General features: G+C 41.3%; 19 protein-coding genes. 14 read left to right on the top strand and 5 right to left on the bottom strand.

The window, feature by feature from the left end; all coding sequences use genetic code 11:
* Window positions 1-48: 48 nt before the first annotated feature.
* Window positions 49-777 carry an SGNH/GDSL hydrolase family protein gene (locus tag HFD85_RS03415; RefSeq protein ID WP_167605199.1) on the top strand — a complete coding sequence of 243 codons (729 nt, stop codon included), beginning with the start codon at window positions 49-51 and terminating at the stop codon, window positions 775-777.
* Window positions 778-2,058, top strand: a complete 1,281-nt coding sequence (gene kynU / locus HFD85_RS03410; protein ID WP_167605198.1) for a kynureninase — start codon at window positions 778-780, stop codon at window positions 2,056-2,058. It begins immediately after the preceding gene.
* On the opposite strand, the gene HFD85_RS03405 is transcribed toward kynU, so the two are convergent.
* Window positions 2,051-2,482: a hypothetical protein gene (locus tag HFD85_RS03405; RefSeq protein WP_167605197.1), complete on the bottom strand. Its 432-nt coding sequence runs from the start codon at window positions 2,480-2,482 to the stop codon at window positions 2,051-2,053. The two genes, kynU and HFD85_RS03405, sit on opposite strands and share 8 nt — an antisense overlap.
* 237 nt (window positions 2,483-2,719) lie before the next feature.
* Between HFD85_RS03405 and HFD85_RS03400 the strand changes: the two genes are divergently transcribed.
* The 7 genes from HFD85_RS03400 to HFD85_RS03370 all read left to right on the top strand — a co-directional run bounded on the left by HFD85_RS03400 (window position 2,720) and on the right by HFD85_RS03370 (window position 11,717).
* The gene (locus HFD85_RS03400; protein WP_167605196.1) at window positions 2,720-4,024 is read left to right on the top strand and encodes a DUF4153 domain-containing protein; all 1,305 of its coding nucleotides are present in this window, start codon (window positions 2,720-2,722) and stop codon (window positions 4,022-4,024) included.
* A 61-nt stretch (window positions 4,025-4,085) separates the two neighbouring features.
* Window positions 4,086-4,835: a hypothetical protein gene (locus HFD85_RS03395; protein WP_167605195.1), complete on the top strand. Its 750-nt coding sequence runs from the start codon at window positions 4,086-4,088 to the stop codon at window positions 4,833-4,835.
* A gap of 536 nt (window positions 4,836-5,371) precedes the next feature.
* Window positions 5,372-5,641, top strand: a complete 270-nt coding sequence (gene rpsO / locus HFD85_RS03390) for a 30S ribosomal protein S15 (protein WP_167605194.1) — start codon at window positions 5,372-5,374, stop codon at window positions 5,639-5,641.
* Window positions 5,642-5,743: 102 nt separating this feature from the next.
* Window positions 5,744-8,044 carry a polyribonucleotide nucleotidyltransferase gene (gene pnp, locus HFD85_RS03385; RefSeq protein WP_167605193.1) on the top strand — a complete coding sequence of 767 codons (2,301 nt, stop codon included), beginning with the start codon at window positions 5,744-5,746 and terminating at the stop codon, window positions 8,042-8,044.
* A gap of 415 nt (window positions 8,045-8,459) precedes the next feature.
* Window positions 8,460-8,942, top strand: coding sequence for a hypothetical protein (locus HFD85_RS03380; protein WP_167605192.1), 483 nt, complete (start codon window positions 8,460-8,462; stop codon window positions 8,940-8,942).
* A 296-nt stretch (window positions 8,943-9,238) separates the two neighbouring features.
* Window positions 9,239-9,868, top strand: a complete 630-nt coding sequence (locus tag HFD85_RS03375) for a deoxynucleoside kinase (protein WP_167605191.1) — start codon at window positions 9,239-9,241, stop codon at window positions 9,866-9,868.
* Between the two features lie 97 nt (window positions 9,869-9,965).
* On the top strand, window positions 9,966-11,717 hold the full coding sequence (locus HFD85_RS03370) for a tetratricopeptide repeat protein (protein WP_167605190.1): 1,752 nt from the start codon (window positions 9,966-9,968) through the stop codon (window positions 11,715-11,717).
* A 339-nt stretch (window positions 11,718-12,056) separates the two neighbouring features.
* On the opposite strand, the gene HFD85_RS03365 is transcribed toward HFD85_RS03370, so the two are convergent.
* Entirely contained in the window at window positions 12,057-13,775 is a 1,719-nt protein-coding gene (locus tag HFD85_RS03365) for a DUF885 domain-containing protein (RefSeq protein WP_167605189.1), read from the bottom strand.
* A 632-nt stretch (window positions 13,776-14,407) separates the two neighbouring features.
* On the opposite strand from HFD85_RS03365, the gene HFD85_RS03360 reads away from it, so the two are divergent.
* The 5 genes from HFD85_RS03360 to HFD85_RS03340 all read left to right on the top strand — a co-directional run bounded on the left by HFD85_RS03360 (window position 14,408) and on the right by HFD85_RS03340 (window position 19,724).
* Window positions 14,408-15,778 (top strand): dipeptidase, encoded by a 1,371-nt coding sequence (locus HFD85_RS03360; protein ID WP_167605188.1) that lies wholly within the window; start codon window positions 14,408-14,410, stop codon window positions 15,776-15,778.
* A gap of 256 nt (window positions 15,779-16,034) precedes the next feature.
* Window positions 16,035-16,229, top strand: coding sequence for a hypothetical protein (locus HFD85_RS03355; RefSeq protein WP_167605187.1), 195 nt, complete (start codon window positions 16,035-16,037; stop codon window positions 16,227-16,229).
* A 39-nt stretch (window positions 16,230-16,268) separates the two neighbouring features.
* Window positions 16,269-17,621, top strand: coding sequence for a hypothetical protein (locus HFD85_RS03350; RefSeq protein WP_167605186.1), 1,353 nt, complete (start codon window positions 16,269-16,271; stop codon window positions 17,619-17,621).
* Window positions 17,622-17,632: 11 nt separating this feature from the next.
* A complete protein-coding gene (locus HFD85_RS03345) occupies window positions 17,633-18,193 on the top strand; it encodes an outer membrane beta-barrel protein (RefSeq protein WP_167605185.1) in 561 nt (186 codons plus the stop codon).
* 109 nt (window positions 18,194-18,302) lie between these two features.
* Window positions 18,303-19,724: a sulfatase gene (locus HFD85_RS03340; protein WP_167605184.1), complete on the top strand. Its 1,422-nt coding sequence runs from the start codon at window positions 18,303-18,305 to the stop codon at window positions 19,722-19,724.
* Here HFD85_RS03340 and HFD85_RS03335 read toward each other — a convergent pair.
* The 3 genes from HFD85_RS03335 to HFD85_RS03325 form a co-directional block, all read right to left on the bottom strand.
* Window positions 19,721-21,475, bottom strand: coding sequence for an alpha-L-fucosidase (locus HFD85_RS03335; RefSeq protein WP_167605183.1), 1,755 nt, complete (start codon window positions 21,473-21,475; stop codon window positions 19,721-19,723). The genes HFD85_RS03340 and HFD85_RS03335 overlap by 4 nt on opposite strands.
* Window positions 21,476-21,623: 148 nt before the next feature.
* A complete protein-coding gene (locus tag HFD85_RS03330) occupies window positions 21,624-21,875 on the bottom strand; it encodes a hypothetical protein (protein WP_167605182.1) in 252 nt (83 codons plus the stop codon).
* 63 nt (window positions 21,876-21,938) lie between these two features.
* Entirely contained in the window at window positions 21,939-22,673 is a 735-nt protein-coding gene (locus tag HFD85_RS03325; RefSeq protein WP_167605181.1) for a hypothetical protein, read from the bottom strand.
* Between the last annotated feature and the right edge of the window lie 18 nt (window positions 22,674-22,691).

The raw sequence follows: 22,691 nt of genomic DNA, 5'->3' as shown, positions 1-22,691 counted from the left end.
CAACTTTAAACCGAAACATGGTGTTAAGCACGTAAAACATTTTAATACATGGACCGGATACTTTTTATTCTTTTGTTTTTTGCAGGACTGGCCTGTTCCAATTCAGAAAATTGTTTACTAATGATTGAGCAACCGAAGCCAGATTTTACTACTGAAAATGTTGATTCAACCTTGTCTTATCTCGCCTTGGGAGATTCATACACTATCGGTGAAAGTGTTACCGAGAATGAACGTTTTCCGGTTCAATTGACAGAGCAATTAAAAGGCAAGGGATTTCGTATAAAACCTGCAAAGATTGTGGCACGCACTGGCTGGACAACCGATAAACTTGCAGAAGCCATCCAAAATGAATCTTTAGAAAAATCATATAACCTGGTAACCTTGTTGATTGGAGTAAATAATCAATACCGCGGCAGAAGTGCAGATGAATACCGAGGCGAATTCAGAGACCTTCTGAAAACCGCTGTTGAATTGGCAAACCAGCAGCCACAACATGTTATTGTCATCTCTATCCCCGACTACGGAGTTACACCATTCGGGAAAATGAGAGATTCTGATAAGATTGCAAAAGAAATCGATCAATTCAATGCGATCAACATGGAGGAGTCAAAGCAGGCCAATGTTCGCTATGTCGGAATAACAGCCATATCGCGCGAAGCATTAAACGATGAAACTCTTGTGGCAAGTGATGGTCTGCACCCATCAGGAGAAATGTACCGGCGCTGGGTTGAAAAAATACTAACTGGAGCCATCGAAATACTGGAAAACCAAAAATAGATGACCACGAACCAAAGCAAAACCATAGCTGAAAAACTCGACAAGGAGGATCCTTTATATCACTTCAGAAAACGGTTTTATATTGATTCTGAGAGCACAATTTATTTGGATGGAAACTCGCTGGGCCGCCTTCCGCTAAAAAGCAAAGCCTTAATTTCTGATGTAGTGGAAAATCAATGGGGCCGCGAACTGATAGAAAGCTGGAACCGCCACTGGTACCAAAAGGCGATTCATTTGGGCGACAAGATCGCTCCTATAATCGGCGCTACAAAGGGTGAAGTTATCGTTTCCGACAGCACTTCGCTAAACATCTACAAACTGGCACATGCCGCCCTGAAATATCAAAAAGAGAAAACAACTATTGTAAGTGATGTCCTTAATTTCCCAACCGACCTGTATATTTTGCAGGGACTGATCAGGGAATTTGGGCCAAAATACACACTCGGGCTTGCCGGATCAAACGACAACATAAGCATTGTAACAGACGAGATAAAATCGAAAATTACTGAAAACACTGCATTGGTAGTATTGTCGCTGGTAGCATTCAAAAGCGCTTTTATGTATCAGCTCGATGAAATTACAGAGTACGCTCATAAAATGGGTGCGCTTGTGCTACTGGATCTTAGTCATGCTGCAGGTGCCGTTGAAATCAAACTCAACCAAAACAATGTTGATTTGGCAGTGGGCTGCACCTACAAATACCTGAATGGCGGTCCGGGCTCGCCTGCTTTTTTATTTGTTCGTCACGATCTGCAGGAGAAACTCCATTCACCCATACAGGGATGGTTTGGCGATGCCCAACCTTTTGAATTCGATCTGAATTACCGTCCGGCTCCCGGCATTCGAAGGTTCCTTTCGGGCACCCCGCCGGTACTCAACCTGATGGCCATAGAACCGGGTCTTGATATAATCAACGAGGCAGGAATAAAAAACATACACAAAAAAAGCATTCAACTTTCAGATTTCTTCCTGTCACTTGTAGAATCGCAGCTCAGCCAAATTGGTTTTGAATTAGGATCTCCGACAGATCCCGGCAACAGAGGATCGCACATCGCACTAAAGCATCCCGAGGCTTACCGGATCTGCCAGGCGCTGATACATCCAAGATCTTCAGCAATAAAGGTGATTCCTGATTTTCGCGAACCGGACAACCTTCGTTTCGGATTTACACCCCTGTATACCACTTTCACCGAAGTGTGGCAAACCGTGCAACGCATGCAGGAAATTGTTGAAAACAGTGAATTCGAGGAATATTCTGCCAAAAGGTCGGATGTTACTTAGGCGTTTTTTGGGCGGAACGAAAGAATCCAAAAAACTCAATCTTCCCAGCCTTATCCTTTTTTAGCAATTTCAGGTTGCCCTTTTCAAATGCAAACTGAAATTCAAGATTGTTTCTAAAGTTCTCAGGATCGATAAGTGTAATATAGTTCCGTTGAACGCTCCAACTTCCTTTACCAAGATTTTTGAAAAGCGACAGTGGAAGACTAGCCTCTAAAAAGAACTGTTCTTCCTCGTCGAAAGCTATCAACAAAGATTCCTTGTTGATCTTCAAATCCTCTTCTTTCAGATTGATCAGGCTTTCCTCCAAATCAATATAATATTCATACAGGCGCCACTCACCGGGTATTTTTTTCGTAATACTCCCAAAAACTTCAGGTGATTTCAGCCAGGTTATTAGTTTTGAAAAAAGAGAATCAGCTGCCATAATTCACGTGTATTTCTGTTTGACCTACTTATGCCTTAAAAGTTTAATGTCTGCCTCATTTCATTTGTACTGAAATTGTCCTCCACAGGTTTTCCTCAACAATTTTGTCGAAGTACCGTATCATTTCATCGATGTTTTAAAATGGTTAAACGAAATAACTCGTGTATTTCACTGCATTTGAATACTTTAAACTTGGGATAATCGTTTTAATCAGTACGCATCTAAAACCATAAAGCCATGGAAGCAGATAATTTTTTAATAGAATACCAGTCAACCCTCGAAAGTAAACTGGCCGAAAACCACCGCCAGCAGTTGCATAAAATCAAAGAAAAAGGCGAAGAAGACGGTAAACGTAACCTGCCCGCCGTTGATGATGATTTTACCACGCCGGTAGAACACGAGATCCGGAGCAAGTACCAGGCCGAAGTGGAAGCTTTGTACCAGACCGGTCAACAAGCTTTAAATGATTTAAGCAAAAAAAAGCTGAAATCGGTTGAACAGGAACTCGGAGAACTTGACTCCGATAAAATTGAAGTCCTGATTAATGAAGCTGAATCAGCAAAAAATAAACAATTGAATGAATTAAACACGAATCATCTGGATACAGTGAAGGACATTGAAAATTCACCGCATTATCAGGATGGGAAAAAACGTTTCGAAAAAATAAAAGCCCGCTGGGAACAGATTACTGAGAAGCACAATCGACAGGAACTGAACATTCAGCTCCGACCATACTGGGCATATATTTTACTGTTGTTTGGTATTGGCATTGCCGAATTTCCCTTGAATAACCAGGTATTTATTTCCTTCCGCGAAACTCCGTTGCTCACCTTGATCATGGCCGGCGTTTTGGTGATCACACTCCCCTTTCTGGCACACGCTGCGGGTAAAGTTTTAAAACAAGCCAAAGAACGCAGCATTTATCCCTTTGTGTTTATCGCCTTGTTCTTAACTGTGGGAACCATCAGTTACTTCACGGCACTTCTGCGAACGAATTATCTTTCTGAACTCGGAGTACAGGAAAGTCAGCTTTTTCTTGATCAGTGGACCTTTTTTACCATCGGAGTTATCCTGTTCATGGTTGGAACCATGGCGTCATTTTTTGCTCACGACAGCAGCCACGAATTTGCCACCGTTTATAAAAAATACCACCGGGAAGAAGAGCAGTTTCTGAAGTTTCAAAAAGAAGTAAGCGATAAACGGTCAACAGAAAAAGAGCATTATGATGCGGAGCGAAAACGAATTCAGAAAGAATTTTCGGATAAAGTTGAAAGTCTGAAAAACAAGCTGCAAGCTTTAAAAACCCAAAAAACAGAGATCGAGGGGAACTATAATAAGATACTTGCATTTTGCCAGGGAATGGAGCGCAAGATCAACTCGCATTACAAAGAGGTGATCTTTAACTACCGCGATACCAACCTGACCTTCCGAAACAACCATAAACAGCCTAAATCGTGGGGCGAAATCGTTCCTGATCTTCAGGGACATTTTTCAAAATTCAGCGAAAGATCGCCAATTGAAATTGGGAAAGAGGACGTCTAATCCACTTCCCGAAGATACCCTTTGATTTGTGTAGAACGAACTTCTAATTTATACCGGCAAAATGAAGATTAAATATTCCATAATTGCACTTCTTCTTGTTTTGATTTTTTCATCCTGTAAAAAACAGGAAGTACAGTACACACAGGTCTGTGTTCTGATCGACGTAACCGACGAAAAATTCAGAGACGACAATTTCGTTACCGAAAACCTGCCTAAATTTCTGAAATTGATGAAGCTCGACCAGGAAAGTGACGGCTTCTCGGGAGGCGAGATCAAACTTTCCTTGATTAACGAAGTTTCTGATTCGAAATCGAAAACCATAAAAATCGCCACGGCTGAAACCGGAATGCTGGGCGAAAATCCCCTTAACCGGCGCGATGAAGTGCAGCGTTTCAGCACCGAACTAAAGGAATCGTTTACAACAATTCTGGAAAATGCCGACTGGGGAACCGACGCATCGAAGATCTACCAAAAGGTAAGTCGCGAACTGCTAAAAATGAAAAGAAATGAGGCTGACCGAAAGTACCTGATCATTTATTCTGATATGCTAGAGAATAGCAAGTTGTTTAGTTTTTACGGATTGAACTGGAAGCAACAAATAGAAAAGCTGGCTGAAGATCCGGAGCTTACCCTGGACCAACTGGCAAAAAATGGTCCGGCTTTACCCGACTTAAGCGAGTTTGAGATTTTTGTTGTGGTTACCCGAAATCCGGAAAACGACGAAAAGATCAACCTTTCGGAACAACTGTGGACCAGCATTTTAGAGCAGCAGGGAGCCACGGTGAATTTTAATTCCACCCTGGAATTATAGGACCATCAATATAGCTCGTGTACTATCCGGCAATATATTTTCAACCGGATTAAGATTGAAGGATTGATGAGATTGATGGGATTGAATTAATCTACTTCAATCTGTTTTCAATCTATAATCAATCTTTTCTGGCTTGTCCGTGTGGGGTTTCACATGTCCGATAAAACCAGTATATACAAAAAGAAAAGGGTAGCCCTCTGACCACCCCCTCAACTGTAATTAATGATAAAAAATAAGGGTACTACAATATTACAAAACCATTAAAAAAATTAGCGATTTTCAAAGTGCTAGTTATTAACAACTTAAAGTGAATAAGGAAAATTCAGGGCGTTCTCCGGGTCTGGTACGATAGTTATGAACACCTGTTTTCCTTTATTTTCGTTTGTTCTTGCCGCTAAAAACAATGTTGATATCTTTGCATTATCTATTTGTAAATCAAAATCTTTTATATACTTTTGCGCCGAATTAATTTTAAGCTGTTGTTATTTAACGCGATGCTACGGCTTAAACATTGTATAACACAAAGTTCTTTTAAAATGTATTTAACAAGCGAAAAAAAACAGGAGCTTTTTGCCCAACATGGCAAAGATGCTAAGAACACAGGTAGTGCAGAAGGTCAGATTGCATTGTTCACATTCAGAATCAATCACCTGACAGAACACCTGAAGAAAAACAAAAAAGACCACAGCACCCGTCGTGCATTGATTAAACTGGTAGGAAAGCGCAGAAGCTTGCTCGACTACCTCATCAAGAAGGATATCGAACGTTACCGTGCGATCATCAAAGAATTGAACTTACGTAAGTAAATTATATTGAAAGGCAATGCATAGGTATTGCCTTTCTTTTTTTGTAAATTGCAAAACCTCACCACCCGTTGTAATTTAAACTTTAAAGATTTATTTGAAATTATGGTAAACGCAACAGTTAAGACAATCGAACTTGCAGATGGCAGGTCGATTACCATTGAAACCGGCAAATTGGCAAAACAAGCCGATGGCTCGGTAGTGGTACGTATGGGTGACACCATGTTGCTGGCTACGGTTGTTTCAGCCAAAGAAGCCAAAGAAGATGTAGATTTTATGCCGGTATCGGTTGATTACCGCGAAAAATTTTCTGCCGCGGGCCGTTTCCCCGGTGGATTCATGAAAAGAGAAGCCCGTCCGAGCGACGATGAAATTCTGGTAGCACGTTTAGTTGACCGTGCACTACGCCCGCTTTTCCCCGATGATTATCACGCTGAAACTGCAGTGATGATCTCACTAATCTCTTCAGGAATCGACGAAATGCCTGACCAACTGGCAGGACTTGCTGCATCAGCTGCAATTGCAGTTTCTGATGTACCTTTTACAACCCCTATCTCAGAAGTTCGTGTGGTTCGCGTAAACGGCGAATTCATTATCAACCCTACTTACACGCAGTTGGCTGAAGCCGACCTCGACATTATGGTTGGTGCTTCGCACGACAACATTATGATGGTGGAAGGTGAAATGAAAGAGGTAACAGAAGATGTTATGCTCGAAGCCATTAAAGTGGCACACGAAGAAATTAAAAAACATTGTAAAGTACAGGAAGAACTTGCTGCGGAACTCGGAGTTGTTAAACGCGAATACTCGCACGAAAACAATGACGAAGAACTACGCGAACGTGTAAAAACTGAGCTATACGAACAGTGTTTTGCAATTGCAACACAGCAGATCACTAACAAAAGTGAACGTTACGGAGCTTTCGAAACCCTTCGCGATGAGTGGATCGAAAAGTTTAAAGCAGAAAATGCTGAAGACGAAGAGCTTGACAAAAAAGTTAATCTGATTAAAAGATACTACCACGATGTAGAAAAAGAAGCCATGCGCCGGATGATTCTGGACGAAGGCATACGTTTGGATGGTAGAAAGACTCACGAAATCCGCCCAATTTGGGGTGAAGTAGATTACCTTCCGGGAGCACACGGTTCATCAATTTTCACCCGTGGTGAAACCCAGGCACTTACATCAGTGACCATGGGAACCAAAATGGATGAAAAAATCATCGATGGTGTTACCGTCCAGGGAAAAGAGCGTTTCCTCTTACACTACAACTTCCCTCCTTTCAGTGTTGGCGAGCCTAAAACACCTCGCGGAGTGGGTCGTCGTGAAATTGGTCACGGTAACCTTGCTCTTCGTGCATTAAAAAATATGATTCCTGATGAATTCCCATATGTAGTACGTATTGTTACCGACATACTTGAGTCAAATGGTTCTTCATCGATGGCAACAGTATGTTCAGGTACAATGGCCATGATGGATTCCGGTATCAAAATTAAAAAACCGGTATCGGGTATCGCCATGGGATTGATCACCGACAAAGGTTCGGATAAATTTGCTGTACTGTCTGACATTCTGGGTGACGAAGACCACCTGGGTGACATGGACTTTAAAGTAACCGGAACTGCTGACGGTATCACTGCTACTCAAATGGACATCAAAGTTGACGGTCTTTCTTACGAAGTACTGTCGCAAGCCTTGCAACAAGCCAAAGAAGGCCGTATGCACATTCTGGGTAAAATGATGGAAACGATTTCGGAACCACGTGAGGATTACAAACCAAACGTGCCACGTATCGAAACCATTCAGATTCCGAAAGATATGATTGGTGCGGTGATCGGACCTGGTGGAAAAGTTATTCAGGCTATCCAGGAAGAAACTCAAACCGTAATCGTAATCGAAGAAAAAGACGATCTTGGTTATGTACAGATTTCAGGTGCCGGATTAGAGCCGATTGAAGCTGCAAAAGCTAAAATCAAAGCCATTACCGCACTTCCTGAAGTTGGCGAAGTTTACAAAGGAAAAGTTAAATCGGTAGTATCGTTTGGTGCTTTCATCGAAATTATGCCGGGTAAAGAAGGCTTGCTGCACGTGTCTGAAATGGATTGGGCCCGTGTAGAATCAGCCGAAGGATTTACCAAAGAAGGCGAAGAAATGGAAGTGAAGCTGATCGGTGTTGACGAAAAAACCGGTAAACTGAAACTTTCACGCAAAGTATTGCTGCCAAAACCTGAAGGTTATGTAGAACGTCCGCCAAGAGAAAACCGTGGCGACCGTGGAGGTGATCGTCGTGGTGGAGATCGCAGAGATTTCCGTGGTGGCGACCGTCGCGATAACCGTGGGGGCGACCGCAGAGACAGCCGTGGGGGCGAAAGCAGGGACTTCCGTCCGCGTCGCGACAACGATTAATTGAATTGATTTTCAAAAACATATAAAACGCTCTGCCAGTTGGTGGGGCGTTTTTTATGGAAGAATTGGAAGATTGTTAAATTGAAAAATTGTAGTTTAACAAACAAAACTGTTCACTGAGACTGCCAACTGTATAATGCCAATTGCCTACTTGAACATTGAAGGACTGATGGATTGAAGGGCTAAAGGAAATGCTTTATTGCTTAAATGCGGGAATGCTTCAATGTTAAACTGCTAAATTGAAAAATTGTTGAATTGAAAAATTGTAGTTCAATAATCATATCTGCTCACTGAGACTGAGACTGAAAACTGTGACTGCCGACTGCGACTGAAAACTGAGACTACTCTGAACTTTAAACCCTAAACTTTAAACTCATTTCTCTCCTTTCATTAACTTCGCATCAAAATTGCAATCATGGGAAACTGGTCGGAAGAAATTACTGCAAAAATTGACAGCAAACTGGAAAGCGCACGCGATAAAGACATCATCTTTTTCAGAATAAAAGAATTTAAGCGAAACATAGAGCGCGTTGATGAATTTTCAACTTCCTGTCCCTCCTGTAAAAAAGAAATGATCGACATTGCCGAGGTGGTTGAAAGCATTGATGTGGCAGTGGATGTTCCCGGTAGAAAGCGCCGCGAATACGATCGTCTGATTAGCCGCCTTTCGAGCCATATGCGAAAAGAGCATGGTTTTTATGCCCCATATTATTACAGTTATATTTACGCCTTATACGGAGCCATTGCAGGTACAGCACTCGGTTTACTTTTCATGAAACTTCAACCGCTGCACAAGCTCGAAATGTTTGCTATCGGAATTTCTATCGGATTAGTCGTCGCCTACTTCGCAGGAAATTTTAAAGACAAAAAAGTAAGAAACGACAATAAACTGATGTAGAGTTTTCAACATTTCGGGGATGAATCGCTAAAAGCCGTTATTTTTGAAATTCAAACTGTCAGAAGCTAAATTTAAAATTTGATAGATTATTTATACATGTATATTCTTTGACTCTCCCTCTTCTCCCTCTCTGCATGAAGAGAGGGACGATTGTGTCGAAGACACGATCAGGGTGAGTATTCAAAGCAAAGTGACATGTATTTTCATATATATCAAACGTTATTATTCTATATCAGACAGCTAGTTAACGTATTTGCATTTAATAACTTAATTCTTTAAGAAAACGCAAAGAACACATGCAATTTTTGGTAATCGAAGGAAATATTGGAGCCGGGAAAACGACCTTGTCGGGAATGGTGGCTGAGGAATTCAATGCCAAGTTGGTGTTGGAACAATTTGCCGACAATCCTTTTCTTCCGAAGTTTTACGAAAACCAGGAACGCTACTCTTTCCCACTTGAATTATCTTTTCTGGCCGACCGGTACAGACAGATCAAAAAAGAGATTCTGAACCTCGACCTTTTTCATTCTTTTTTGATATCGGATTACTACTTCTCGAAAACTGCCATTTTTGCTCAGAACACTCTGCAGGGCAATGAGTACCATTTGTTTCGGCAAATTTTCGATATGGTTTCGGAGTCGATGCCCAAACCCGACCTCTATGTTTACCTCCATGCCGATGTGAACCGCCTGATGAAAAACATCGCAAGCAGAGGTCGCGATTACGAAAAGCACATTACATCAGAATACCTTTCGAAAATAGAAAAAGGTTATTTCAGTTTTTTGAAACAGAAACACCCGTTCCCGGTGCTGATCATCGATATCAACAACATCGATTTTGTGCAAAATCATGATGAATATCAGCTTCTTAAAACGGCCATTTTCGACCAAAAATATGAATTGGGGATAAACCGTCTAATATTGTGATAAAAACCTGCTTAGCAGCTTTCATATCTTAAAAAGCTTTATATTTTTGTGGACTGATTTCGTAGAATTTTAAACTCTTATTAATTTTTAGTCTGTTATGAAAAGGATCAACTTTAAACCTTTTGCACTGATCGTTGCTGTGGCTGTGGTGTTGTCGAGCTGTTCAGGGCTTAATAAAATGAAGAAGAATGCCGATCAAATTAATTTCAAGGTTACTCCGGAAGTACTTGAAGCGCATGCAAGCGAAGTTGATGTGGCAATTACCGGAAGATTTCCCTCAAAATATTTCCATAAAAAAGTTACTCTGACAGCTACCCCGGTATTGAAATACGCTGAAGGAGAAACTGAATTTCAACCTGTAACTGTTCAGGGCGAAAGTGTTCAGGCAAACAACAAAGTTATTGCCAACAGCGGTGGTAACGTTACTTACAAAGATGCAGTTGCTTACAACAAAGCAATGGCTAAATCGGAATTGTATGTAAACATTACTGCTTCACAAGGCAAAAAATCAGTTGATTTCTCGCCAATCAAAATTGCCGACGGTGTACTTGCAACCAGCGAAAGAGTAGCAGTGGTACCAAAAGCCATTTTGGGTGTTACCCGCGAAGCCAACAATTCGGGCAAATACGATCCGAATATCGATGCTTTCCAACGTGTTGTTCCTGATGAGCAAATGGCTGACATCAAATACCTGATCAACCGTTCGAACCTAAGAAGAGACGAAACCGAAAAAAGCGAAGTAAAAGCGCTTGAAGATTATACTAAAAAAGCAAACGAAGACGAAAGAATCGACCTGAAAGATGTTGAAGTTTCGGCTTATGCTTCACCTGACGGTACCATTGATTTCAACACTGAACTGGCTGCTGCACGTAAAAGCACTTCATCAGAGTTTTTAGCTAAAAAACTGAAAGAAGCCGGCGTTGATATCGAACTGAAAACAAAATACACTCCTGAAGACTGGGACGGGTTCAAAGAAAAAATGGAACAATCGAATATTCAGGATAAAGAACTTATTCTCCGCGTACTTTCAATGTACAACGATCCTGAAGTTCGTGAGCGTGAAATCCGTAACCTGAGTGAAACTTTCACCGAAGTTGCTGAAGAGATCCTTCCTCAGTTGCGTCGTGCAAAATTGGTTACCAGCGTTGATTTGATTGGTAAAACCGACGAAGAACTGAAAGCTGCTGCCAAAGCTAATCCCGCTTCATTAAATCCTGCAGAATTGCTTTACGCTGCTACTTTGTTTGCCGACAAAGCCGATCAGAAAGAAGTTTACGAATCATTCGTAAAAGCTTACCCTAACGACTGGCGTGGACCAAACAACGTAGGTTATGTGCTGGCCAGCCAAATGAAATATGCCGATGCAAAACCTTATTTCGAAAAAGCTGAAACGCTAAAAAACAACGAGCCGGTTATCAAAAATAACCTGGGTGCCATTGCATTAACTGAAGGTGATGTTGCAAAAGCAGAAACACTGTTTGGTGCAGCAGCCGGAAGCGGCGACGAGGTTAATTACAACCTGGGAATCGTTAGCGTGAAAAAAGCTGAATACGACAAAGCAGTTCGTTACTACGGAAAATACCAGGATCCGAACACCGGTCTTGCTAAAATTTTAGCCGGCGACAACAACGGTGCTTTAAAAGATCTGGAAGCTTGCGAAATACCAAATTGCTGGATGGCTGAATACCTGAAAGCTGTTGTTGGTGCCCGCACTGCTAAAGAAGCATTGCTTTTCGACAGCCTGAAGGCTGCCTGCGACATCAAACCAGAACTGAAAGAAGCAGCTAAAGTTGACATGGAATTTGCAAAATATTTCAACGATCCTAAATTCAAGGCAATCGTTGACTAATTAAGTTGTGATAAGCTTAAGGAAAGGCAGTCTTCGGGCTGCCTTTTTTATTTCCCGGAACACTGATAAATTGTGAAACTGCTAAATTGAAAAACTGTATAATTGGCTAATGATCCTGCTTTGAAACCTGAACTTTAAACTCTAGTTTATCAAACCCATACAGGGTTTTCGCTCTCATTCATCTGCACATACTACGATAAACCAACGCTTACTGCGTTGACCACAAAACAATCCGGTACGGATTTGATATTAGTAAAATCATTAGAGTCATTGTCCCGGCAACCCGGTATAGGCTGGAGCTGGTTGAAAGAATTCCCAAAGATCCAGTTCACTTCTAACTTAATCTCCCTGTGAATTAACGTCAAGAGCAATCCATTCCACAATATTATCACGCAGAATATCTAAAGGAACAGAACCGTTTTCCAACACTTTGGTATGAAACTCTGCAATGTCAAACCTATCACCCAGTTGTTCCTCTGCCAGCTTTCTCAGCGACTTAATCTCTTCCCCACCGTAATTATAGGCAACTAACTGACCCGGCCAAACTGCACTTCTATAGTACATCCCCAGGCCAACCTTCCGGTCCAAGCCAATCTCTGCACAATAATCAACTACTTGCTCCCTGGTCCAACCATGTAAATGAATTCCTGCATCAATTACCATGAACCTTCCAATTTCACTTCGTCGCTCAATCGTAGCGGCTTCACTGGAATATAGCCCCATTTCTTCAGCCAACTGTTCCGCATAAATTGCCCAACCTTCGGTATAACTTTCAAAGGAAATGATTTTCGAAATAGGGTGCATCTTTATCTGTGCCTGCTCAATTCCTATTTGCAAATGATGACCGGGATAAGCCTCATGAAAAATCAATCTTTCGCAATCGGTTTTGGTTGATTCAAGCTGATAACCGGTATTTATTCTAATGTATGCCTGCAGATTACCAGTTGCCGGATCCATTTCACCGGCACCATTTTCATAAGGTTTATATTCGTCTATCAGAATGTCTTTGGTCGGTAAATTGGCGAAATATGATGTGCACTCTTCTTTTGAATAAAGAAGAACAGAATCCACACAAGTCATCAGTTCATTCTTGCTATGAAAGAAATTTAAAGAATCATTACGCAAATGTTGGATAATTTCCGGGAACTGATCAGTTCCGTAAAGTTCACTTCCAAGAGCTTTTATTGCTGAAACATTTGAGGAAACCAGTTGCTGTCCGAGTTCGTAGATTTCAGCACCGGATACATTCGGACCGATATTTAATCTCAAATATGCATTGTAGCATTCCTCTCCATTTGGCAATTCCAACATTGAAATATCGGTTCTTGCTTCTTTGTAATACGTATCACTTAAAAAGTTGCGATATAAACTTAATGCCGGCAGCACCTTTTGTTCGACCAACTGTTTCCAATCCTGAATAAAAATCTTGTCTCCGGTTTTTAATACCGGCTTTACGAATGGGGAGTCATCCAAATCATAATCCAAAATTCTGTTAATCTGAACGATAACAGCTCTGACAACTTCCTTGGGCATCGTGTAACCTTCCGAAATCCCGGTTTTCAGGTTATTAAGTTCATTTTGTATGTAATCAGGGAAAGTAGCCCATCGTTTTAAAGCTGCATTTCGCTGTAAATGGGTTTCGAGTGGCTGCTGCTCAGCAAGCTTTAAGAACCTGTGATGAAGGCCATATCTATGGCTCACATTCCACAGGTATGTTTTGCAAATGCGAAGATCGGCAGTCCGCTCCAATTGCTCTTTTAGAATCGAATAGGTAATTGTATTGACTTTATCTTCTATTTGGGTTTTATCGACAGCAAGCAGCTCTGTATATAAACTGTCTTCAAAGAATTCATTCCTTTTAAAATCTTCTAAGCTATTCGGGTTAAACTGAAATATAAGTTCAGACGAAATACCTTGTATTAGAGCATATTCAGGATTGGTATTGATATAATGACCATAATATGAATCGGCTAAGTGAATGACTTTTTCATCCTCAGATTTAAATTCTGAACATGAATGCAGTAATAGAAACAAAATATATGCAATAAACTTTTTCAAGGGGCAGAATCATAGTTGCATAAATTTAATAATTATTATAATAACAAATTATACTTTACGATTATTGTTACTTAGATTTCTGAACGTTAAACCTTCGTTTATCAAACCCTTACAGGGTTTTATCGAATTCATTTGCACATACTACTATAAACCAACGCATACTGCGTTGAGACGCGAAGCAATACAGTGTGGATTTGATTTTAGTAAATCATAAGACTCATAATCCTGGCAAACCGGTATGGGTTGGAGAGAACTTAACGCGCTTAGTCGTTTCATCTTCACTCACCATATCACCTGCTTCGCTGCAAGGAAAAGCAGCACCTACTACCATAAGCTAACGCATACTGCGTTGAGATGCGAAGCAATCCGGTACGGATTTGATTTTGGTAAAATCATTTGAATCAAAGTACCGGCAACCCGGTATGGATTGGACAAGCCTGAGAATTGCAAAACTGTTCAACTGATAAATTGTCAAATTGCAAACTATCAAAAGAAAACTGCTGACAGAGACTGGATACTGCGACTTTGAATCCTGAACTCTGAACTCTTCCGCCTTTCTTCCTCTACATGACAAAAGCGTTTTTTTAGTACCGTGAAAACCCCTATTTTCAACGCTTAAAACTTGCACTATTATGGAACACATCAATAAGTATATTGAAGAAAACAAAGACCGTTTTCTGGAAGAACTTTTTGGACTGATTCGCATTCCGTCAATCAGTTCGATAAAAAGCCACAAGCCCGATATGTACAGGGCTGCCGAGTATTTAAAAGAACTGCTGCTGAAATCGGGAGCCGACAAAGCAGAAGTTTTTGAAACCGAAGGGAATCCGGTTACATATGCCGAAAAGATCATCGACCCGGCGCTGCCAACTGTATTGGTTTATTCGCACATGGATGTAATGCCGGTTGATCCGATTGAAAAGTGGAACTCCGATCCGTTTCAGCCGGAAATCCGCGATGGAAAAATTTTTGCCCGCGGTGCCGACGACGACAAAGGTCAGGGAATGATGCACGCCAAAGCTTTCGAATTGATGGTAAAAACCAATACGCTGCCCTGCAACGTAAAATTCATGATTGAAGGCGAAGAAGAAATCGGATCGCCTAACCTGGGACATTGGTGTGCCGCAAACAAGGACATGCTAAAGGCTGATGTCATCCTGGTTTCCGATACTTCGATGATCGCCCGCGATACACCGTCGATTACTACCGGATTGCGCGGTCTAGCCTACTGGCAGGTAGAAGTTACCGGCCCCAACAAAGACCTGCACTCAGGAATATTTGGAGGTTCGGTAGCCAACCCGATTAACGTGTTGTCGAAAATGATCACTCAAATGGTAGACGAACAAGGCAAAGTTACGATCCCCGGCTTTTACGACGATGTGCTGGAAGTTTCAGCCAAAGAACGCGAACTGCTTGGCCGCGCTCCGTTTAATGAAGAGGCCTATAAAAAAGCCATCGACGTGGAAGAGTTAGCCGGCGAAGAAGGATACACTCCTTCGGAACGCACCGGAATCCGCCCGTCGTTTGATGTTTGCGGCATCTGGGGAGGTTACACCGGCGAAGGTGCCAAAACCGTTTTGCCTTCAAAAGCGTTTGCAAAAATTTCATCGCGACTGGTCCCCAATCAAAACCACGAAAAAATCGCTGTACTCTTCAAAAACCATTTCGAGAGCATTGCACCAAAATCGGTAAAAGTAGAGGTAACTTCGCTGCATGGCGGTCAGGGATACGTTTGTCCTATTGATATTCCGGCCTACCAGGCTGCCGAAAAAGCCTATCAGGATACTTATGGCAAACGTCCGGTGCCGATACGTTCGGGTGGCAGTATCCCCATCATTTCGACTTTTGAGGAAGTGCTGGGTATAAAAACCGTACTAATGGGCTTTGGCCTCGAAGCGGATGCCATACACTCGCCCAACGAAAATTATCCGCTGGAGCAATTCTTTAACGGCATCAGAACCCTTCCGCTTTTCTACAAGTATTTTGCGGAGATGAGTAAGTAGTACTGAGTATATAGAATAATAGTAATGAGATAGAGAACCGTTCTTTTTAGAGAGAACGGTTCTTTCTTATTAAATCATCATAATCTGTTCACACCACACACGTTTTTATGCTTCATAACACTGCTGATATTTATCATATTAAAACAGGGGGGGGTATTATACCTTTATCGAACTATGATACCTGGACGCGCGCTTAATATATTCCAGATACATCATACTACAATTAATGTGAATTATAAACCCAAATTTTAAACCAATGAAAAATTTTCTATTTACTTTATTCGCAGCTTTTTTAATTAGCTTTTCTCATTTTTCTTTAGCTCAAATTGTTTCTCCAGATAATGAAGATGTTTGTTATGGAGAAGAATATAATTATACCATAGACTCAAACTATTATGAATATGGGAATATTGATCTAATTCTGAACGGTGGAGTTTTTATTGTACCGTGAAGTTACTATCTAAATTCGAACGACAGTACAATAATTAGGATGAATGCTGATAGTACCAATAATGAGATTAGTATTCGATGGAACGATATAATAAATGATGGGATACTTACTGTAAATTATGGGCAAGGAGAACAAGACTTTCAAGAATTTGACATTCATTATTTGCATCCAACGTGGTTGACTCTGGGAGAAACACACGAGAAAACAGTTCCAGTTGGCAATAATAAAGTATTTTATGTTAGACTTAATTCGAATCCCGGCGTAGTTTATGAATATTTAAAATCATCCAATATCAATGAAGACCAATATAGCTGGTCTATAAATGAAGCTGATATTATTGAACATGTATACAAGTATAAAATGACAGGTGATCAGCCTGGGTGGGTGAGCTTTAAAACAAAATATATGCAATCCGATCTTTGCAGTGAATTCATACCATGGGATACAGTGAATATTGCTCGTAAATTAAATCCACCAACTATTAGCGGAGATACACCTATTTGTAGTTCTGAAGTCTACTCAATCTCAACAAGTGACTCGCCCACTGAAGAATATGCATGGACAGTAACAAATGGATTAAAGATATACCAGGGAGGACAATATGTTACTTCTTATACCGGACCGGAAACATCTGTTACCGTACACAAACCTTCAGGATCAGGAAGTGGAAATGTTAAAGTAAAAGCAGTTGCGGATGGATATGCTGACAGCGATGAGAGTAATAAACCTGTTTGGTATGGTATTCCCAGCAACAACGAAATAGACTTTGGAGTGTATTTTGAAAGCAATCAATATGTAGCGCCAAGAAATGAATCCATTGCTATTGGAATTCTTAACAATTCAAATGAAACGGTGCAGGGTGTTAATACTTACAACTGGAACTTTGGAGGAACCGGATGGCCCGGACAAGCCTGGGCAGACTACATAACAGGATATAGCTCGGGAGGTGGCCATCCTGATAACTACACTGTTTATTTGTATCTGGACAATACAGCTCCTTCAAGTCAGGTAATTCAGGTAAATGCCGAGAACCAATGCGGAACAGACTATATTATGGCGCAGGGTGCAATGTTTTATACCGAAGATTACGGCATGTATATGTTAATGTCTCCCAATCCGGCAGATTCGTATGTTGAATTAACTTTTATTGAAGAAAAAGACGTGAAAGAAAAAAAGAATAAAATTAAAGTTAATAAAAATAAGAATCTTAAAAATGGAGATATTGATGAATATTTGGTACAAATTTTGGATAAAAACGGAAGAGTGCGAAAATCGATTGAATCCAAGGCATTAAATCTAAATATTGATACCCGCGACCTGGAACCAGACACTTATTTTTTACATGTAAACTGGAACAATGAGCTAGTAAAACAACAATTAATCATTCGTTAAAAATCATTGCCATGAAACACAAATTATTTACAATTCTAATTTTATGCCTTATATCCATTCAAACATTTGCTCAGCCCGACAGAGGCTCTTTTGAATTGGGCGGATCAGGAAATTATTCCAGTGTTAATAGCACAGACGAAAAGAAAATTAAAACTTTCTTACTAAATACGCATGTTAGTTATTTCATATTCAAGCATTTTTCTGCAGGTTTTAAAGTTAGTTATATTGGATACAAAGAATCTAATACCATCAATAACTTAACGGCAGGGCCAACTTTAGAAGCCTACCTGCTAAATCGTAATAATTTTGGTATTTCCGTTAAAACAGGTGTAAATTTCGTTCTCAAGAATAATATGTATCCTCAGTCGAAGGATTATGCCTCTTTTATCATCGGCCCTAAAGTTGCATGGAATATAACACAAAACCTGAGTACATTTCTTTGGCTCTCCTATCGAAATTCAGAAAATGCGGATGATTTTACCCAGATAGGATCCACATTTCCAAGTGATAATTTTGATGTGCGCTGGGGTTTTAGTTATTATTTGCACCGAAAAGGTACCGAAAATAATTAATAGGATAAAACTTGGCCATTGTTTATACTAAGAGAACCGTTCTTTTTAGAGAGAACGGTTCTTTTTTATTCGCGTATAAAGTGGTAGTTTCAGGCTAAAATAATTCGCCATGTTTCGTAAAGCATTTTTACTTTTTATCATCGCCATTAGCATTCTTTCCTGTTCAAAAAAGAAAGATCCCAACTTTGTATTCATTCTGGTTGACGACCTGGGATGGGCCGATGTAAAATGCAATTATCCTGAAAGTTTTTACGACACACCCAACATCGATAAACTGGCTAAAAGCGGCGTGCGCTTTGCACAGGCTTATGCGGCCAACCCGGTATGCAGCCCCACACGTGCCGCTATAATGACCGGCAAACACCCGAACCGGGTAAATATTACTGACTGGATCCCTGGTAACGATCCGAAAAAACGTCCGCTGCTGGGTCCGCAGGATGCCGACGAGCTGGCACTGAATGAAATTACAATTGCCGAAAAACTAAAAGAGAAAGGCTATAAAACCGGTTTTATAGGAAAATGGCATTTGGGCAGCGAAGGTTTTTATCCCGAGGATCAGGGTTTTGATATCAATATCGGCGGTTATCACATGGGGCATCCTCCGGGGGGTTATTATTCGCCCTACAAAAATCCGAAACTTCCGGATGGTCCCGAAGGTGAGTACCTCACCGACCGCCTGACGAATGAAGGGATCAAGTTCATCACCGAAAATAAAGAAAATTCCTTCTTTTTATACCTGGCTTTTTATACTGTTCATACACCTATCCAGGCAGCCAAATCGAGCATAGAAAAATACGAAGCCAAGCGCGAAGCTATGAATATTGAAGACGTTCCGTTCCGCGAGGAAGGCGAAGGCTGGACCAAAATGATGCAGGAAGATGCGCCCTATGCTTCGATGGTAAATGCCATGGATGCGAACGTCGGCAGAATCCTGGCAGCACTGAAAGAACAAGGTCTCGACGAAAATACATGGGTGATTTTCACAAGCGATAACGGTGGATTATCGACATTGTACCGCCCCAATGCTCCAACAAGCAACGGGCCGTTGCGCGCCGGCAAAGGCTGGTGTTACGAAGGCGGGATTCGGGTGCCGTTGATCATTGCCGGCCCCGAGGTGGCTGAACCGGGAAGAAGCACTGAAACACCCGCCATTAGTATGGATTATTTTACTACCATTTTGAATCTGGCTGAAATAGAACATGAGGATAACGACGGGGAGAATCTCTTACCAATTCTCACCAACGAGGGAAGTCTAAATCGTGACGAATTATTCTGGCATTACCCGCATTACCACGGCAGTGCCTGGACTCCGGGATCGGCCATCAGAAAAGGTGACTGGAAACTGGTACTTTTTTACGAAGATGATCATGTGGAATTATACAACCTCGCCAATGATCCGGGAGAATCGACTAATATAGCCGAACAAAATCCGGAGAAAGTTAGGGAATTGCAAAAATTGCTGGAAGCACGTTTATCCGAAACGAATGCACAGTTTCCTGTGCCCAATCACGACTATGCACCGCGCGACTAAAGTTTAATCAGTTCAAGGTACATCAGCTCGGCACCATTCCAGTTTTCGCGATCGGGGACCAGGGAAATCATGTGATCTCCGGTTTCACTAATCTCGATTTCACCGAGCTTCACTACGTCAAATTTGCCGTCGGTTGAACGAATTTCTGAAGCTATTTTGTTGTCACCAATCTCCATGTTCAAACCTGAACTACTTTCAGCATTCACCAATGTTTCTACCCTGTATTTCCCGGGCTCGCTTACATCAAAAATCCACTTTAGCTTCGAGCGGCCGTCAACCCAGTTTGAAATAACTGATTTTGTTCCTTGTCCTTCTATCTTAGCATGACTGCCATACCCCGGATTATAAACATCGGCAAAATCGGCCGGTAACAATATGCTGCCATTAAACAGAGTCGGCTTGTTACTTTCAACAATATATTGTCCTTTTACCTTCACTACCACTACGGTATTCACCTCATCGAAGATCACTGAAGGTGCATGAATATCCAGGTTATTCCCATCAAATTTCCAGGCAAAATGCTGGTTTGAATTCGAAAGCAGATAAATATCCTTCACGTTTGCCTTGAAACCCGGCACGGTGAGCAAACCGTTTTTGGGCCAGTCGAACACATGCAGGTAAAAATTTGTTCCACCTCTTACTTTTTTAACCGTGCAACGCCCCCACGGCAGCTTAAAAAACGGACTCGCGGAAGTACCGTAAACCGATTCGCCATTTTTTTGCATCCAGGTCCCGATTGCTTTAAGTCGTTCTACGCTCGGCTCCGGAAACTCACCCTCAGCGGTAGGGCCAACATTCAACAAGAAATTACCGCCTTTACTCGCAATATCAACCAGCATGCGAATCAAATCTTCCGACGATTTCCAGTTATCGTCGTACCACTTGTAGCCCCAGCTTGTGTTCATGGTCATACACACTTCCCAGTTATAATCGAGCCCTGTTGGCGGTACATACTGTTCAGGCGTCGAAAAATCGCCCGGCCAGGGTCTGTATAATCGGTTATTGGTAATCAGTTTTGGATAATCATCGGTTATTGCTTTTAGTTTTTCAGCCGCTTCTTCGGTCATGCCAAACGGGGTATCCCACCAAAGTATATCGAGGCCACCATAATTTTCCAAAATTTCTTTTACCTGCGGAATGGCTTTCCCTTCAATATAATCCATAAATGGTTCGCGTACAAGATCCGGATCCCAGTGAGGCTTACCTTCGTCGTAACCACGGTAAGTTCCGCCCGGCTCGTGCCAGTCCTGTGCCTGCGAGTAATAAAACCCAAGCCGCATATCGTACTTTTTACAGGCATCGGCCAATTCTTTTAGCGGATCACGTGTGAAAGGTGTGGCATCAACGATATTATACTTGCTGGCCAAAGAATGATACATGGCAAATCCATCGTGATGCTTTGAGGTGATTACGATGTATTTCATCCCCGCAAATTTGGCCAGTTTCACCCATTCATCGGCATTGAATTTAACCGGATTAAAAGTTTCAGCCAGCTTTTCGTATTCTTTTACCGGAATTTTTGCATTGCACATTATCCATTCACTAATTCCCGGAATACGTTCACCTTTCCATTCTCCGGCTGGCTCAGCATACAGGCCCCAGTGAATAAACATCCCGAAACGGGCGTCGGTCCACCACTCCATTTTTTGTTCCTCAGGAGTAAGATTTTTTTTCTTCTGGTGTTCGCTGTTTGGATTAGAGCAGGACATGAGGATTAAGAAAGTGCCAATGATAACTACTAATTTCTTCATTGCGGGATGTTTAAACGTAATACCTTACTTGTATTGATTTTCAGATTAAAGTTACAAAAATCAACATGCAACATAAAGAAATATTGAGACACCTTTGTCTAAAGACAAGTGTTTAAGTTTGGGAATTCAGAAATAACCGGTTGACTTTTTAACACCGCCCCCGTGAACACGGACTGTTGGTGACAAAGAATCCGAAAAAAGCTCCCACTGCCACACTTTGAATAATCTCGCGGCCCGGCATGGCATCCATGTGCATTCCTTCGGTAAAAAAATAAAACAGAAAACCGGCTACAGCACCAATCAGAATATACACCAGCGTTTTTTTTGTATGTGGCTTCCTGACCAGGCGTTGAAACCGGTTTCCTTCTTCCTTAATCTCCAGCTTTTTGAACTCTATCATAATATATCGATATATTTAGATACAAATATATAAATAAATTTAGAGTCCGGTTTCAAAATACGTTTACGAAACCTTTTTGCTGACCAAAGTACCGTCTTCCATGATTAAATCGTAGAAATAACCGGCACCAAAATCCTTATTCAAAGTAAGTTTCCCTTTAAAAACAACTTCGTCGCCAACCTTTACAACAGCTTCCGTGGTTATAGTCAAATCGAAATTTCCACTGGTTCCGGTTCCATCCTGAATATGCACCCAGTTTTTACCCATCACCTGATCGTTCACTTTTACTACAACTCCGCGTATTTCAAATTCTTTGCTGCTGTAATCGGCCTTGTTGGCATACACATCGGCAATACTTAATTCACCCTCCGGCTTGTCAATTTCAACTTCTGCATCGCTTGCACTTACTTTACCTTTATGCGCCGATGGCATTCCACCAGTCATTGCGGGTTGCTGATTCAAAGGTGTTGTGCTCACCTGGTTCACAAAATAAATCACATCGAAAGTCCGATCGATTTCTTTACTGTGAAAATCGGTCATTTGCAAAGCTTCATCGTAATACAATACATCGCCTTTATTCACGTCTTTTTTACCGATAGCCACCCAGCGCTCCATCATGTTCTCTTTCACCTTAAGGTAAGTGTAGGTGTTTCCCTGAATCACTTCGCTTATTTCAAAAACATGTTGATTTGTTGGTTGAATCACGCTTTGCTGCATTTGCTGCGGATTTTTATTGCGGACACATGATGAAAATACGATCACTAAAATCACCAAAAAGAATAATCTTGTTTTATACATTTTGCACTATTTAATAAA

This window comes from Maribellus sediminis (genome assembly GCF_011799805.1).
GTDB lineage: Bacteria > Bacteroidota > Bacteroidia > Bacteroidales > Prolixibacteraceae > Draconibacterium > Draconibacterium sediminis_A.
The sequence above is the reverse complement of the archived record's forward strand: the minus strand, read 5'-3'. Positions and strand labels throughout refer to the sequence as shown.